The sequence below is a fragment of the Candidatus Hydrogenedens sp. genome, from assembly GCA_035361075.1.
In the GTDB taxonomy this organism is placed as follows: Bacteria; Hydrogenedentota; Hydrogenedentia; order Hydrogenedentales; family Hydrogenedentaceae; genus Hydrogenedens.
Map to the genome: position 1 here is coordinate 1 of DAOSBX010000012.1, position 15,651 is coordinate 15,651.

13 protein-coding genes are annotated in these 15,651 nt (G+C 40.0%); 9 read left to right on the plus strand and 4 right to left on the minus strand.

The features are described from left to right. The 4 genes from PLJ10_05305 to PLJ10_05320 all read left to right on the plus strand — a co-directional run. On the plus strand, positions 1-1,282 hold a 1,282-nt coding region (locus PLJ10_05305), incomplete at its 5' end, for a TolC family protein (GenBank protein ID HOK09062.1). Between the two features lie 67 nt (positions 1,283-1,349). Then, complete coding sequence (locus PLJ10_05310) at positions 1,350-2,411, plus strand: efflux RND transporter periplasmic adaptor subunit (protein ID HOK09063.1); 1,062 nt, start codon at positions 1,350-1,352, stop codon at positions 2,409-2,411. A gap of 20 nt (positions 2,412-2,431) precedes the next feature. Further along, positions 2,432-3,589, plus strand: coding sequence for an ABC transporter permease (locus PLJ10_05315; protein HOK09064.1), 1,158 nt, complete (start codon positions 2,432-2,434; stop codon positions 3,587-3,589). Next, positions 3,586-4,785 (plus strand): ABC transporter permease, encoded by a 1,200-nt coding sequence (locus PLJ10_05320; GenBank protein ID HOK09065.1) that lies wholly within the window; start codon positions 3,586-3,588, stop codon positions 4,783-4,785. Before PLJ10_05315 ends, PLJ10_05320 begins: the two co-directional genes overlap by 4 nt. A gap of 4 nt (positions 4,786-4,789) precedes the next feature. On the opposite strand, the gene amrB is transcribed toward PLJ10_05320, so the two are convergent. Continuing rightward, on the minus strand, positions 4,790-6,040 hold the full coding sequence (gene amrB / locus PLJ10_05325) for an AmmeMemoRadiSam system protein B (protein ID HOK09066.1): 1,251 nt from the start codon (positions 6,038-6,040) through the stop codon (positions 4,790-4,792). Between the two features lie 80 nt (positions 6,041-6,120). Here amrB and PLJ10_05330 point away from each other — a divergent pair, with 80 nt between their 5' ends. From PLJ10_05330 to thiL, 3 genes are all read left to right on the plus strand, one after another. Continuing rightward, the gene (locus tag PLJ10_05330; GenBank protein ID HOK09067.1) at positions 6,121-6,255 is read left to right on the plus strand and encodes a hypothetical protein; all 135 of its coding nucleotides are present in this window, start codon (positions 6,121-6,123) and stop codon (positions 6,253-6,255) included. A gap of 127 nt (positions 6,256-6,382) precedes the next feature. After that, positions 6,383-7,270: an NAD(P)H-hydrate dehydratase gene (locus PLJ10_05335; protein HOK09068.1), complete on the plus strand. Its 888-nt coding sequence runs from the start codon at positions 6,383-6,385 to the stop codon at positions 7,268-7,270. Continuing rightward, a complete protein-coding gene (gene thiL / locus PLJ10_05340) occupies positions 7,263-8,246 on the plus strand; it encodes a thiamine-phosphate kinase (GenBank protein HOK09069.1) in 984 nt (327 codons plus the stop codon). The genes PLJ10_05335 and thiL overlap by 8 nt, the downstream gene beginning before the upstream one ends. Before the next feature lie 90 nt (positions 8,247-8,336). Here thiL and PLJ10_05345 read toward each other — a convergent pair whose 3' ends face one another. Both PLJ10_05345 and PLJ10_05350 read right to left on the minus strand, forming a co-directional pair. After that, a complete protein-coding gene (locus tag PLJ10_05345; protein ID HOK09070.1) occupies positions 8,337-9,401 on the minus strand; it encodes a glycosyltransferase family 9 protein in 1,065 nt (354 codons plus the stop codon). 201 nt (positions 9,402-9,602) lie between these two features. Continuing rightward, entirely contained in the window at positions 9,603-10,532 is a 930-nt protein-coding gene (locus PLJ10_05350; protein ID HOK09071.1) for a Stp1/IreP family PP2C-type Ser/Thr phosphatase, read from the minus strand. Between the two features lie 194 nt (positions 10,533-10,726). Here PLJ10_05350 and PLJ10_05355 point away from each other — a divergent pair, with 194 nt between their 5' ends. After that, a complete protein-coding gene (locus tag PLJ10_05355; GenBank protein ID HOK09072.1) occupies positions 10,727-13,255 on the plus strand; it encodes a hypothetical protein in 2,529 nt (842 codons plus the stop codon). Positions 13,256-13,287: 32 nt separating this feature from the next. Continuing rightward, positions 13,288-14,136, plus strand: a complete 849-nt coding sequence (locus tag PLJ10_05360; GenBank protein HOK09073.1) for a hypothetical protein — start codon at positions 13,288-13,290, stop codon at positions 14,134-14,136. An 11-nt stretch (positions 14,137-14,147) separates the two neighbouring features. On the opposite strand, the gene PLJ10_05365 is transcribed toward PLJ10_05360, so the two are convergent. Further along, the gene (locus tag PLJ10_05365; protein HOK09074.1) at positions 14,148-15,644 is read right to left on the minus strand and encodes a glutamate synthase subunit beta; all 1,497 of its coding nucleotides are present in this window, start codon (positions 15,642-15,644) and stop codon (positions 14,148-14,150) included. Positions 15,645-15,651 lie beyond the last annotated feature (7 nt).

Consider the following 15,651-nt stretch of genomic DNA (forward strand, 5'->3'; position numbering starts at 1 on the left):
GCCAATATCATTTGCGGATGCTGTTGCAAAGATGGAAGCCAACAATCCGTCTCTTTCCGCTGCAGAAGAGGAGATTCAACAAAAAGAACAGGAACTCAAATCAGCAGAGGGGTTACGTTATCCTAAAGGAGAGATTGAACTAAAACAGACATTTTTAGATTCTCCGATAGACATTAGCATTGACCCGATACCATTTTCCTATGAAGTCCAAGAAAAACAGTTTACCAAGGGGCAAGTTAAGTTAAGTTTACCAGTATATACTGGTGGACGCATCTCTGCAGCAAATGAAGTATCACAATATCGCAAGAAAGAAGCGACCGCACAAAAAGAATGGACGCGTTGCCAGCTTCTAACAGAACTTGCTCAACGGTATTATGGTTTAGTACTTGCAAAACAGAACTATAAGGTGCAAACTCTAAAAAGGGAATTGATGGAGCGTCATGTTGACCGTGCAGAACGTTTATTCCGTGAAGGTATTATCGCCAAAGTTGAATTGCTTCATGCTCAGGTGGAGTTAGCCAAAGCCAAACAAGAAGAAGCCTCCGCACAGCGAGATATAACAATTGTTCTTGAAGGTCTAAATAATATCCTTTTTGAAAACTCTATATGGGAACCGAAATCCGAGTTGTTTGTTCTCAATGCAGACCCATCATTGGAAAATATGAAGGCAGGTTTAGACGAAACACATCCTGCAATTCTTATTGTATCTTCCAAAGTAGAGCAGGCGTATGCAGGAGTTAAAGCAGAGAAAGGAGCAAATCGACCTACAATATACCTCTTTGGAATGCATGAAATCTTCAAAGATGACCTTACCTTATTAGACCCTACTTGGGCTTTTGGAGTAGGCATGAACTACACTTTCTTTGATGGTTTTCAGGGCAAACATAAAACCGCAGCTGCAAAGGCATTGGCTCGAAAAGCAGAGTATATGCGGGCAAAAATAAAGAAAGACCTGGAAAGTTTAATGGTGAAAAGATATGAAGAGATGAAAAAAGCACGTGAACAGTGGGAAAGTTTTGATACAACACTACAACTTACTAAAGAAAATTTACGCGTTCGAACAAAAGCATTTGAAGAAGGTGTAAGTACGTCCCTGGAAGTAGTTGATGCGGTCTATCAACATTCGCGAGCACAATTAGGCAAATTAAAATCCGCTTATGACTACGATATCGCACTGTTTCAATTATTAGAAGCCAGTGGTCGTTCTACACAATGGCAAGATTTTATGAGTGATGTTAAGGCGGTGGAGGCGGAAGAAGAAGAAATAACAATACAACAATAATTTAGAAAAATAATTTAACAATTATTTAGTAATTTATGAAGTAACCGATAAAGAAGGGTATTATCTCATGCGGCATCCGCGGTTAGTAGCGTTTTTCATGTTTATGATAGGCTTGTTTGTCGTTTCATTTCTCTCTTATATATTTATCCAGCCTCAACCATTTTATCTGCAAGGAGAAGTTGAGACAGATAAAATTAATGTCTCCGCTAAAGTTCCAGGTCGTTTGCTCGAAATTATTGCTGAAGAAGGGCAAAATGTTAAAAAAGGTGAGATTATTGCAATATTAGACCGTCCTCAGTTAGAAGCAAAAAGAAAGCAAGCGGAAAGTGCTCAAAAGGCAGCTCAAGCTCAGTTTGAGAAGGCGGAGAAAGGAGCCCGTGAAGAGCAAATACGTATGGCTCAAAACCAATGGCTACAGGCACAAGCAGGCAGAGAATTGGCAGAGAAAAGTTTTCAGCGAATACAAAAATTATTTGAGGAAGGGGTTGTGCCTGCTCAAAAACGTGATGAAGTAGAAGCACAATATAAAATGGCATGTCGTTTAGAAGCCACCGCAAGAGCCCAATACGATATGGCACTCAATGGGACACGTGAAGAGGATAAAAAAGCAGCAGAAGCATTAGTTCAACAAGCGTCTGGAGCGGTTCAAGAAGTTGATTCCTTAATTGAAGAAGTTACCGTAACAGCACCTGTGGACGGGGAAATCCTTGAACATATTGTATATCCTGGTGAAATTGCCTCCGCAGGTATGCCAATATTGACTATGATTAACCCTGACAAGATATGGGTCACATTTAATATTCGTGAAGATCAACTCAAAGGCTTGAAAAAAGGGCAGGTGATTGCAGGAATGATTCCTGCATTAAACCGACGCATCCTCGAGATGGAGGTTTACTATATCTCTCCTTTAGGAGAATTTGCGACGTGGCGAGCAACCAGTGCTTCTGGCGGTTTTGATTTGCGCACATTTGAGGTTCGGGCAAAACCATTGCAAAAACTGGAAGGTTTACGCCCTGGTATGAGTGTGGTAGTCCCCTGGGAACGTCCAGATAAAGAAGCAGATTGGGTCATCAAGATACGCAAAGGAGTTGATAATCTTTTAAACAAATACATATTTCACAGAGGGTAAAAATAATGGAAACGGGTCTGATGAAGGTCCTCCGACGGGAACTTCACATCATCGCTCATAGTCCGTTCTATTATTTATTCACTTTCATTTTACCTATTATTAGCTTCATTATCTTATATGCCATTTTTTATCAAGAGATTCCTCGTGATTTACCCATAGTTGTATGTAATTATCAAAATTCAGAATTAGCCCGACAGATTATCCGTTCTGCAGATGCTTCCGCTTCTCTTAAAGTGGCTCTGGTAACACCTAACTTTCAAGAAGGCGAACAATGGTTGAAGGAAGGTAGAGCCTACGCTATGATATACATCCCCAAAAACATTGAGCAGAAACTTATGGGTAATAAAGAAGAAGCAGTCGTTGCTTTTTATAATAATCAATGGATGTTAACCAGTAGCCTTATTAGCAGGGCTCTGCGTGAGGTTATCGGTAAAATATCATATCAGGAAGAATTTTATTTCCGTTCACAAAAAGGAGAACCTGCAAATTATATTCCTACCTTTGCAAACCCTATCGCCTTAGATAGTCAGCCCTTATATAATCCCAACTTGAATTATCGGTTCTTCCTATTACCTGCGTTGCTTCCAAGTATGATTCAGGCTTTCATCATCATGGTTATGATTCGTGCCTTCGGCTCCGAGTTGAAATATGGCACGGTCAAAGAATTGATGGATAAAGCTGGGGGAAATTATTGGATTGCCATTATAGGTAAATCCATTCCCTATACTATTGCTTTTAGCGTGTTAACACTTTTCATGCTTACCCTGTTGGTATACGGTGCTAACGTTCCTTTCGAAGGGGATCTATCTTTTGTGATTGTATCCAGTATTTTATTTGTCCTTGCATATCAAAGTATTGGCTTTGCCTTCGTTACACTAACTTCAAATTTAAGAATGGCAAATAGTTTGGGTGGCTTCTATGCGGGTCCTGCTTTCGCATTTGCAGGCATTACATATCCCGTTATTGGTATGCCACTACCTGCAAAAATATGGAGTTATTCCCTGCCAATCACCTATTACTTAAAAATACTCCTTGAACAAGCCATTCGTGGTATGCCAACTTGGGTCTCTGTGACGAATATGATAATTTTGTTTTTATTCTTCTTTATACCACTATTGATATTGGCTCCACGTTGGCAACGTTTTGCAACCCATCCAGAATACTGGGGAAAAATATGATAAAGTATTTTTGGGAAATATTGAAAGAAGAATATAACGCTATTTTCAGTGACCCTGGAATACTCATGATTGTTATTGCTGGGTTAAGTGTTTATACAATGGTCTATCCACTACCTTATTCGCCAGAAGTTTTGAAAGAATTAAAAGTAGTTGCGGTAGATAGAGATAATACCGCATTAAGCAGAAAACTCCTCCGGTGGATTGATGCCACAGAAGAGGTAACTATTTATTGTCGTGTGGCTGATTTTAACGAAGCAAAAGAACTCATTACCGCAGGCAAAGCATATGGAGTTATTGTTATCCCTGATGAATTTGAGAAGAACGTGTTAACTCGAAAACGTAGCGTCGTTCAACTCTTCGCCGATGCCTCTTATTTCCTCATTTATCGCCAGATATTTACAGGCGTCTACAAAGCAACTGCGACATTATCCGCTGGCGTGGAAATTCGCAGACTAACAGCAGAAGGAATGACTGAGCCTTATGCTCAAATGAAATGGAATATTGTCAATACAGATGTTCGTGCATTATTTAATCCCGTTGGAGGCTATGCTACCTATGTTGTTCCAGGGGTGCTTATGCTAATTTTACAGCAAACATTACTTATCGGTATTGGTATACTTACTGGTACAAGGCAAGAACAATATGAAAGTTTGCCACTACCAGAAAAAGGGGAGAGACCTATCTTTTTCTGCATCATACTTGCCCGTGGGTTTGCCTATTTCAGTATGTACATCTTCTTCCCATTCTTTTATATGTTGGTTATATACCGTATCTACAACTTACCACAAATAGGCAATTTACCTGAAGTTATGCTTTTCCTAATTCCCTATGTAAGTTCTATTATCCTATTAGGATTTACCTTATGCACAATATTTGTCAGCAGGGAAATATCTATACCTGCCCTTATCTTCACTTCTATTCCCACCGTTTTATTAGTAGGTTTTGCATGGCCTCTCGAAACATTACCACAATGGTTACGTTGGTTTTCTTTACTCTTTCCGAGTACAAGCGGTTCCGCAGGTTTTGTGCGAATGAACCACATGGGTGCTTCCCTATACGAAGTGCGTTGGGAATGGTTTACACTCTGGGGTTTGAATTTCCTCTACTTTACAACTGCTTGGCTCTCCTTTCGCCTCTATCACTATCGCATCCAGCACAAACAATTACTCTTCACAGAACACCCACCTTTAGTGTAATTTTTTATCCAAAGTAAGCAATGCTGGCAAAGGAAACAATACCACCAATAGGGTCAGGTGCTTGACCATAATAAAGAAATTCAGAACGTTCTGCTTTATGTTGGATTAGTCTTAACGTCGAATAAATAGAGAACAACCCACATACACGACGTTGATTCTTATCCTTCATAACTGACTTATAAAAACATCCCGCATCCATGTTAAGTGCTTGCTGAAGGTCCTCATCATCCCGATTCCGAATTTGTTGCCGTATGGTATCATCAATCTGAATTGGGTCTCCAAAACGTTGACCTACATGAGCCAAATCCGAAGCCGAAAGAATCAATATCTGCTCCTTACTCCCTTCGATATAATCAATACATAATCGCAGAAATTTCTCTACATCCGGAACCGAATCCGGAGGTGTCTCATACTCATTATCAGCAAAAGGTCCGCATAATATCGGTACAATCTGAATATCTGTCCCAAAAAGATAATTTAGCATTAAAACCTGAAACTCTATCGAATGTTCCATTCGATGCATAATCTCAGACTCAAATAGGTCTATCCCCATATTCTTGGATAGATAATCCACACATTCCTGATTTGTTTTTATCGTGCCTAATGGGGTGCTGTAATGCTTCCGTGTCAAGATGAAAGGCGTACTTCCCCCTTGATGACTAACCCCAAAAATGAACACCGTATCTGGTTTTTCGCACTGATAAAGCCGATAATACGCATGGGCATAACCAACTCCACCACGTTGAAAATCAATATGAGGAACCACCAAACCGACCATCCTCTCACCCGTCGGCGTCTGCTTGTCAGGCAACGGTCCAGGTCCTCCAGGCTTCGTAAAAAGTGAACCAAGAAAAGCCCCCAATTCATGTTTCGCTGAAGAATAAGATTGACCCGCATGATATGGGAGACGAACCGTTTGCTGAAGGAATTCGCTCTCTATACGATTTTTAATCTCCTCGAAACGCTCATTTAACAGAAACCCATGTTCATCAAGAAATTCTACTATCTTCTCTATCTGCTCACTCGGAATAAGGGCACCTTGAAACTCACGAGCAAACTCTAACTGTATATCCCGTAATGTATGATTCCCATCTAAACAAACAGCAATAAAAAACGCCGCTGGCGAAAGGGTTATCTCTGTATTTACATACCCCAGTGGGTCATGAAGACAGATTAAAGTCTGTCCCTGATGATGAACAGGGAAAGCCTCTATGTTACGCAATGGCGGATATGGCTGATTCGAATTCGTTTCCATAACAGCAACTAATCAAACCTCAAAAAATTTGTTTCTTCTTATATTATAGGAGATATAGATGCTTATAAAAAAGAAACGTAATGCAAAGTTTATTAACAAATACATTTTCCCCGTTAGCATCTCCAAATAGCTCAGCCATATTACCTGCGTTAGAAAGAGCATCAACAACAACCCAGATGAATAATAATGCAAGCATCCCACTTGTAAAATCATAAGTAAAATAACTACCTCATTCTATAAATGAGGTAGGGTTCATCAAATAAAAAGGATATATTGGCTTCTCAAGTTTATATATGGAGATGTAGATGTTTTATAATTGAAGGAAAAGAATATGGAAAAGTTATGGATAAATTCATAAATGTTAATGAATTGAGAAAGATTTTGCCCACAAGGTCATCCCATGACCATAAAGGCAGATTCGGTCATCTTCTTATCGTTGCGGGTTCGCGATATTATACAGGTGCGGCGAAATTATCCGCATGTGCAGGGATGCGTTCTGGTACAGGATTGGTGACATTGGCGGTTCCATCTGTTGTGGCAGATGTGATTGCAAGTAATCTAATGGAAATCATTTTTTATCCATTACCTTCAACGAAAGAGGGGACATTTTCGGAGGAAGGTGCTGAAAAAGTCATTGAATTCTCGAAAGATAAAAATGCAGTTCTTATTGGACCTGGATTAACTCAACATCCATCTACTGTAAACTTTGTTAAAAAGGTAGTCCCTAATATCGATGTGCCTCTTATCCTTGATGCAGATGGTCTGAATGCTATCAGTGACACTCCAGGTATTCTGAAAATGTGTAAAGGAATACCTATTCTTACACCTCATCCAGGTGAGATGTCCCGCTTAATTAAAAAATCTACGGGGGACATACAACGAGAAAGGGAACAATGTGCCCTCGAGTTTGCAAAACAGATGGGTGTAGTGGTTGTTCTAAAAGGACATCACACAGTAATTGCAAGCCCTGACGGTGAATACGCAATAAATACCACAGGTGGACATGGCTTGTCTAAAGGTGGCACAGGAGATGTTCTTGCAGGTATTATCGCAGGTCTCGTAGCACAAGGAGTTTCTCCTTACCCAGCGTGTCAAATAGGTGTGTGGCTCCATGGTAGAACTGGAGACCTTGCGGAACGAGCCTTACACCCCCGAAGTATGACCGCAGGGGATTTACTTGACTTTTTACATCAAGCGTGGAGGGAGTTAGACCCACAACCGTATGATTAAGATTCAAAATATAGGCGAATTAGCATTTATAAAAAAACTTGAGACCCTTATCCCAAAAACGAACGAAGAAAATGTTATTCTATCGTTGGGAGATGATTGTGCGGTAGTTAAGTCTGGCTCCTCTCTATTCTTAATTTCATCAGATATGTCAATAGAGAATATCCATTTTTTATCAGATAATTTTCCGCCATCTGCAATAGGCTGGAAAGCAATGGCTTCTGCATGGAGTGATATTGCTGGGATGGGGGGAGAACCTCGTTGGGCAGTGGTTTCTATAGCTTTACCCAAAAATATTTCTGTACAAAAAGTAGAGGCTATATATAAAGGCATGTTAGAGGCAACTAAATTTGTAAACGGGACCATCATCGGTGGCGATACAACCATGTCCCCAGATGATAATATTGTTATTGATATAACTGTTGTAGGTGAAGCCTTACGAAAAAAGTTTATCCCCCGCTCTGGTGCAAAACCTGGCGATGTTATTGCAGTTACAGGCTCATTAGGAAATTCGTCCGCAGGTTTATTGGCATTGAAACAACATTTACCTGTCCCCGATTTATGGCGTTCGCATTGGTATCCCATACCACGGATGGAAGAAGGGAAATGGTTATGCACAAAAGGCAAAGCAACTGCTATGATTGACATCAGCGATGGGTTGATTACTGATGCGGAACATATCGCAGAAATGTCTGGTGTAGGTATTAATATCCAAAAAGATAATATCCCTATATCCACTGAGCTATCAGATTTTTGCGAAATATACCATCTCGATATTGATAATTTTATTCTGGCAGGTGGAGAAGAATATCAATTATTAGTGTCTATCCCAAAAGAGAAATGGCAGAACGTATATACCCAATTCAATGCCCATTTTCCCTGTTCCATAACTGCGATTGGCTATGTTACCAACGAATGGCAAGGTGTCCGCATCGATGGCACACTTCCCTCCCTCAAAGGCTACGAACATTTTAAATGAGAGGGTACGCAATTATTTTATACGCTATAATTTCAATCTCCTTTACAGTTTACAACGTTTTATCTGTAAAAGATACAAATATAAATCAAATTATGACGAATTGATTTGTTGTGTTAGTTCGAGGACGGTTTTGAAAACTTCGTCGGGAGTAATTTGCTTTAATGCTTCTTGGGCTTGATGAAGTGTCATTTTCTTTGGGAAAGGAATGGGTCCTTTGTAAAGTACTTTGAAATAAGTGCCATGTGGAGCATGTTGTTGTGGGTTTGTTCCACCAAAGATGCAAATAGCAGGTTGATGTAACAGCCATGCTAAGTGCATGGGACCAGTATCACCTGAAATAAAAACGGAGGAATGAGAAATCAAGCAGGCTAAATGTTTTAATGTGGGTAATTGAGGAGATACAAGAACAGGGTATTGCATGCGTTTGGTTATTTGTTTTATGACATCAAGTTGTCCTGGACCCCATGTAAATAATACCTCAAATCTTCCATCTGCGATTAGAAGGTCTGCAAGTTTTGCAAAGTGTTCAAATTGCCACTGTTTCTCGGGACGTTCTACTGGGGGATGTATTATAATTAATTTTCTATTTGTTTGACAGAGTGTTTGTAGGAGTTCCTGTATTTCTTCCTCAATTTCCGCAGGAAGTAGCATGCCTAACCAGTCATCTATCTTTTCTGCTCCTATAGCCTCAGCGAGGAAAAAGTTTTCTTCTACGCGGGTAAGTATCCTATCCTTCGGCAATGAAACACGATGAGTTGCAAAAATATAACTCAGTTCTTGGGCTCGTGGAGGTGCGAATGAGATGCGGTACGGTGCCTTAGAAAAAAAAGATATAAGACCACTTTTTAGGATACCATGAAAATCAAGAACAAGGTCATATCGATTTTGTCTTATGTGCCTACACAAAGTTAAAAACTTATTCAAAGATGTCATGAGCTCGTTAGTTCGGTCAAATATAATGCAATTGTTTAATGCGGGATGCTCGTTAATGACATCACAGGCTTTATTTTCCACAACCCAATCAATTTGAGCATCTGGGTAGGCTATTCGGATAGCCTCCATTGCAGGAATAACACGAATAACATCACCAATAGCACTCAAACGGATAATTAAAATTTTTGAAATATGTTGTTTAGGTATTAACATGGTATTCATTTATTATCATTATCTTTTTTAATTGTAATGAATTGGATATAGTCATTGCATAGTTTGCCCCCTTATTTAATTGAGGTTATTGACGATTGAGAAAACGAATTTATATGGAATTAAACGCCCCATTCTGCCAAGCGATATGCCAACGATGCTCTTTATGCAACAGGCAGGTTGTTTATATTCGTTTTTGTTTGTTCAGAAATTTCAATGAATGACATCGTGGAGATAATAACCAACAATAGCGGAAATAGCCCCATAAGCGATGAGGAATAAGGTTTTGAGTATTTTGCTACCATGTTTCCGCCAGAATAAACGAACTTTGAAAAAAAACTGTTGGAATGGTTTTGGCTCGATAATAGTAACAATAACTGTAATATTATCTTTACCACCGTTTTCGTTTGCAAGGTTTACAAGTCGTTGTGCTATTTCACCGGCGGTACCACCTTTGCGAATTTCCTCGCAGATTTTGTTATCGGGAACCATATTAATAAGGCCATCTGTGCAGAGGAGTAAAATATCCCCAGACACAGGATGCCAACGATAGACATCTACTTCAATATCGGGATGAGTTCCTATGCACCGTGTTACAATATGTTTTCGTGTATCCTTTTCTGCTTCCGAACGGGACATAAGTCCTTGTTTTATTTGTTCATCGACCCATGAATGGTCTTCGGTAAATTCTAAAATTTCGCCGTTCCGTATGTGGTAAGCTCTGGAATCACCTACATTCGCAATATAAATTTTTCCAGGGATAACAATAGCTGCAATTGCTGTTGTCCCCATAGGTCTACTACCCTTGACTAAGTCTTTGTTTGTCTTGTAGATACTTTCATTGGCTTTTTGGAATGCCTCACGAAGTAAAGGTAAAGGTCCTTCATCTCGTAAGTCTCTCACCTCTTCCTCGGTATTTTCTTGCCAAGGTTCTTCTTTTAAGATATCTTTAATTAGTGACACTGCTAATTTGCTTGCTACGTCACCTGCAATATGCCCCCCTAACCCATCTGCTACAATGAGCAATGCACCATCTTCAAATAATTTAATATCCGTTGACTCGCTTCGGAATATTCCAAAGAAATCTTCATTTTTGTCTTTTTTTCTGCCTTTATCGGATACTCCCGCAATATCTAACTTCATTTTCCATCCTTTTTATAAAAGAACATTATTCCTCAATTATTATGATGTAGTATATAATCATATTACAATTGTTATTATATTTGGAAATTGATTCCGTTAGAAATTTATTTCCATGTCTAAAAATGTTTGAAAATTAAAATTTAAATGTATTTAAGATTTATTTCGTCTATATATAATGAATAAGGAGAATGAATATGAAAGACACAATCGACATAACATCCTTGAAAGAATTCAGAAAGGGTAAATATATGAATATCAATGAGATATTAAGAATATTTGTTGTGGCGATTTTTACTATATTGATAGTAAGAATGCCCACAATTTATGCAGATGCGGACTTTCCATTGCATGGACGGATAAGTTATGATGCAGAAAGTACCTTAATAAAAGGGGCTGACGATGACGATTGGAGTCGTGCCACATTAAATACATTGGTGCTAACAGGTGACACGTTGTGGACAGATAAAGCAGGGAGTACAGAAATAGAATTTCCTGAGGGAGTTTTCCTGCGGATGGCAGATGCTTCCAAAGTAAAAGTAGAACAGATTTCCCCTGAAATAATATTTTATGGCATAACGGGTTCTTTTTATATTGAACGGGTTGCCCGCAGTTCTGGAAATGTAACATTCCGAACACCTGCCTGCCGTATAACATTCGACCCGAATACCTGTACCCGTATCGATATTGGTGATGGTGGTGCGACACGTGTTTCGACAAGATGGGGAAAAGCATACGTTACGACAGACCGTGGTGGCAATGAAATGGTAAGTAGCGGTAAACGATGCTGGATAGATGTGGAATATTTACCCTCAGAGGTTGTCTCGTTTGCAACAAATGAAATGGACAGTTTCGACCGTTGGAATCAGGGCAGGTCTGAATTACTTTCTGCACCTGTTCGTACACCACCTAAATATGTTGAAGTCACCAGCAAAACAATTGGATATACAGAACTGGTGGACAATGGAGAATGGGTGCTGATTGAGGAGCGTTATTATTGGAGACCTACAGTTGTTGTAAATTATGTTCCATACCGCACAGGTTATTGGACGTATGTGCCAGCCATTGGGTCTGTTTGGGTTGAAACATATCCTTTTGGGTATATAACAACCCATTATGGGAGATGGGTATATTATGAGACTTACGGTTGGGTTTGGGGATATGACCCTATATGGAGTCCTGCATGGGTAGCAACAGTTCGGTGTGGTGATTATTTCATTTGGACACCAGTTGATTTCTATTGTCGCCCTGTTCGTGTTTCCACTGGAGTTAGTTTCTCTGTAGGCGGTTTGGACTTTTATGTTTCTGCATCCACCTATGCACCTGCAACGTATGTTTACAGAGCACCTGTATACGTGGCACCTGTTGTACCAACCGTCGTTAATTACGTTGCAACAAACCGTCCTAATATCTCTGTTTGGAATATAACACGTTATCCTTCAGCGCCGATTCGTGTCCCGTATCAGGAAACATTACCCACCGTTCGAGACTACAATCCACCACGATCTATTCGTGGCGTGTCTTATTACAATGATAGTGGGACACTCGCACGCTCTCGTGTAAATGAATTGGAACGTTCTTTTTCACAACGGTCTTCTGTACGAAATCTAAATATGTCAACCAATTCACCTCGTTCGATGGTTCGAACTGCTATGACAAATGACCGTGGCAATATGTTTCGTGATGTAAAGTTAAATACTACATCTCCGAGAGCCCCCTCTGTTAGATTCTCTTCGGAAAATGCTTTATTAAGTAAAACAGGAGATATGGGGAATACTTCCGTTCGTAATATCCGTGGGAAGGATATTAACACCAGTTTTACACAGGCTGTGGAACGAACATCCTCATCCACACGAGATATCTCAGGAATATCATCGGTCAGGAATACACTCAACAGAGGAGCAGAACGGACAAACACGGCACGTGAGAATTTGAGCATTCACAAAGATGTGAGAGGAGCAATATCCAGTAGTTTAGACCGCACACCTAAAACAATGAACTCCCCTACCCTGTCACGATTAGATATGGATGGAGAACGGAAACCACGAAATTACAATCCTCCAAGTGGTGGCTCTACGAATCCACAAAGAACATCACCAAAGAATGATTCTGGCACTGGCAATCGTGGGATAACACCACGCTCCACACCTTCAGACCGCAATAGCCCAACAAATCGGTCTACACCTCGAAATTCAAGTCAAAATTGGGACAGAAGTCTTTCAGATATTCGTACAACAATGAATCATATCCCTGAACGAGCAGGAAGTTCACAGAAAACAGCAATTCCAGAGATTGCTTCACGGTTTTCCGATAACAATGCGAGAAACAACAGCAATTCGATAACACCCAGTATACCAAGTCACACATATCATCAGAATATAAATAGATCTCCATTAAACGGCTCTTCACCATCAAAAGGAACTTCATTATTTAATTCTGGAGGTAATTCACGTAATTTCTCTGTTCCAAATCGTGTTTCAACTCCTAACCCTTCCACATCGATAAGACCAAGCATCCCTTCCATGCCATCATTCAACCATGAAAGTTCAGGAGTAACTCAACAGAACAATCTTTTTTCTCCACGCAATTCATCAAGCTTTTCATCACCTAAATTAAATACTCCAAGTATTACAACCCCATCTTCACCCTCCTTACATAGGTCACCTTCCATCTCGCAAGGATTTTCTGGTGGTAGACCTTCGTTTGGAGGTAGAGGAATCCGATAATGACATTAAATATTAAAAATAGGAGACACATCATGAAAAAGGCATCATTAAAACAATCCAGAATGGTTTACGTTGCAATGGTAATCGCATTGACTATCCTATTGACAGGATGTCCCACAAAAAAAGATGATGCTGAATATGAACAGGGATTTTATGATGGTTTTATGCAAGATGATTACTATTGGACAGGCTTCTATGATAGCTACGACACAGTAGATGGCGGTCCTATTTATTATCGAGGAGACCAAATACCTTCAGTAACCAGCCCTTCCTATGATAGAGGGTATTATGACGGGCTCTGGTATGCCTATAACGATGGGTATTTTGTGGAATATGATTATGCATTTACGATTGGTTTTAGTGAGGGTTATGACTGTGCATATCAAGCAGGGTGGGCTACATTCCTTGCAGTAGATAGTCATATCGAATGGCAAGACGGTGGCTTTTCTGACGGTTACAATGATGGCTTCTCCGAAGGTAGAGTTTTTGGAGCCTATGATTATATTAATGGAATCCCTTATGATTGGTTAGGAGCGATGATGGATTATCGGCAGGGATTAGATTTATCTGTTGATGGTGTCTCTACAGGAAATCAGGGACCTGTTATACTGTATGAATGGGGAACAGACCCGAAAACATTACAAAAATCTAAGGCATCTAATAATGGAGTTCCGGGACGCTCAATTCGCTACACACACAGTGAACACGACACGAAAGAATTTAGCCCACCTGAAATAAGTTATAGGACAATGCCAGAAGATGCCATGAATAAGTATAATGTTGTTCCAACAACATCGCCACGCAACTCTTCGCAAAATTTAACACTAACCACTTCTTGGCTCGAACGCATTAACCAATATCGAAATGTGATGGGCAAATAAGTAATATTTGGTTATTTTCTTTCACATGAATAGCCCCAGGAGTCTTTGGCATGAAGGTAACTGACCTTCCCCATAAGCCATTCATCAATATATCGAGCCGACTCTCTGCCTTCAGAGATAGCCCAAACAACAAGTGACTGTCCTCTACGTGCATCACCTGCAGAAAAAATACCAGGATGTGTTGTCATATATTTTGAGTTCGTTTTTATCGCTTTCCCGAAACGTGTTGTAGTAAGTTCCAGACCTAAAGCCTCTAAGAAAGCATCCGTCTCTGGGGCAACAAATCCCATAGCAAGGATGACAAGCTCACAAGGTAGTTTCATCTCTGTGCCTGGTATTTCACGCATTCGCTTCTGTCCATTTTCATCTGTATACCATTCTAAACGGATAAGGTTAATCGCTTTTACGTGCCCATGTGCATCACCTTCGAATGATTTTGTCATAACGCTAAATAATCGTTCTCCTCCCTCCTCATGACTGGATGAAGTGCGTAAAATCATAGGCCATTGTGGCCAAAGATTATCGCCTGTTCTTTCCAGAGGAGGACGCGGAAGCACTTCAAGATTAACAACAGATTTACAACCCTGTCGAATACTTGTCCCAATACAATCTGAACCCGTATCACCTCCACCAATAACGATAACATTTTTATTGGTAGCCACAATTTCTTTACCTTCAATTTTTTTACCTAACAACCTCCGAGTACTTTGAGTTAAGAAGTCCATTGCTGTATGAATTCCAGAGAGAGAAGAGCCTGGGATGTTCATACTGGCAAAAGTTCGGGCAACAGTAGAACCTATTGTGAAAAGGACAGCATCATACTCCAATATTTGTTCTACAGGTATATTTTGACCCACCTCAGAAGAACATTTGAAAACAACACCTTCATCAATAAGTTGATTTAATCTTCGCCAAACAATAGATTTGTCCAATTTAAAGCCTGGTATGCCATACATAAGCAAGCCACCAGGTTCATCTGCACGTTCAAATATGTGTACAGTATGTCCTGCTCTATTTAACTGCTGTCCTGCTGAAAGTCCGCTGGGTCCAGAACCGATTATGGCAACACGTTTGCCAGTTCGAAATTCAGGTGGTTCTGGTTTTATCCAACCTTCACGCCAACCTCGCTCAGCAATTTCATATTCGATTTGTTCTATTGTCACGGGTGGTTCATTAATTCCCAACACACATGAAGATTCACAAGGTGCTGGGCAAACACGACCTGTAAACTCTGGGAAATTATTCGTCGAATGAAGTATTTCTAAAGCACGTTTCCAATCACCATCCTTAACACAATCATTGAAGTCTGGAATCTGATTGCCTAATGGACAACCATGATGACAAAAAGGGACACCGCAGTTCATACAACGATATGCCTGCTGTCTTATTTTCTCTTCTGGTAAAGAATGATGAAATTCACGGAAGTGTTTTATCCGTTGTTGTATAGGCTCTTCTGAACCTAATTCCCGTTGGAAAACCATAAATCCTTTCGACTTTGGTGGCAACATTATCATT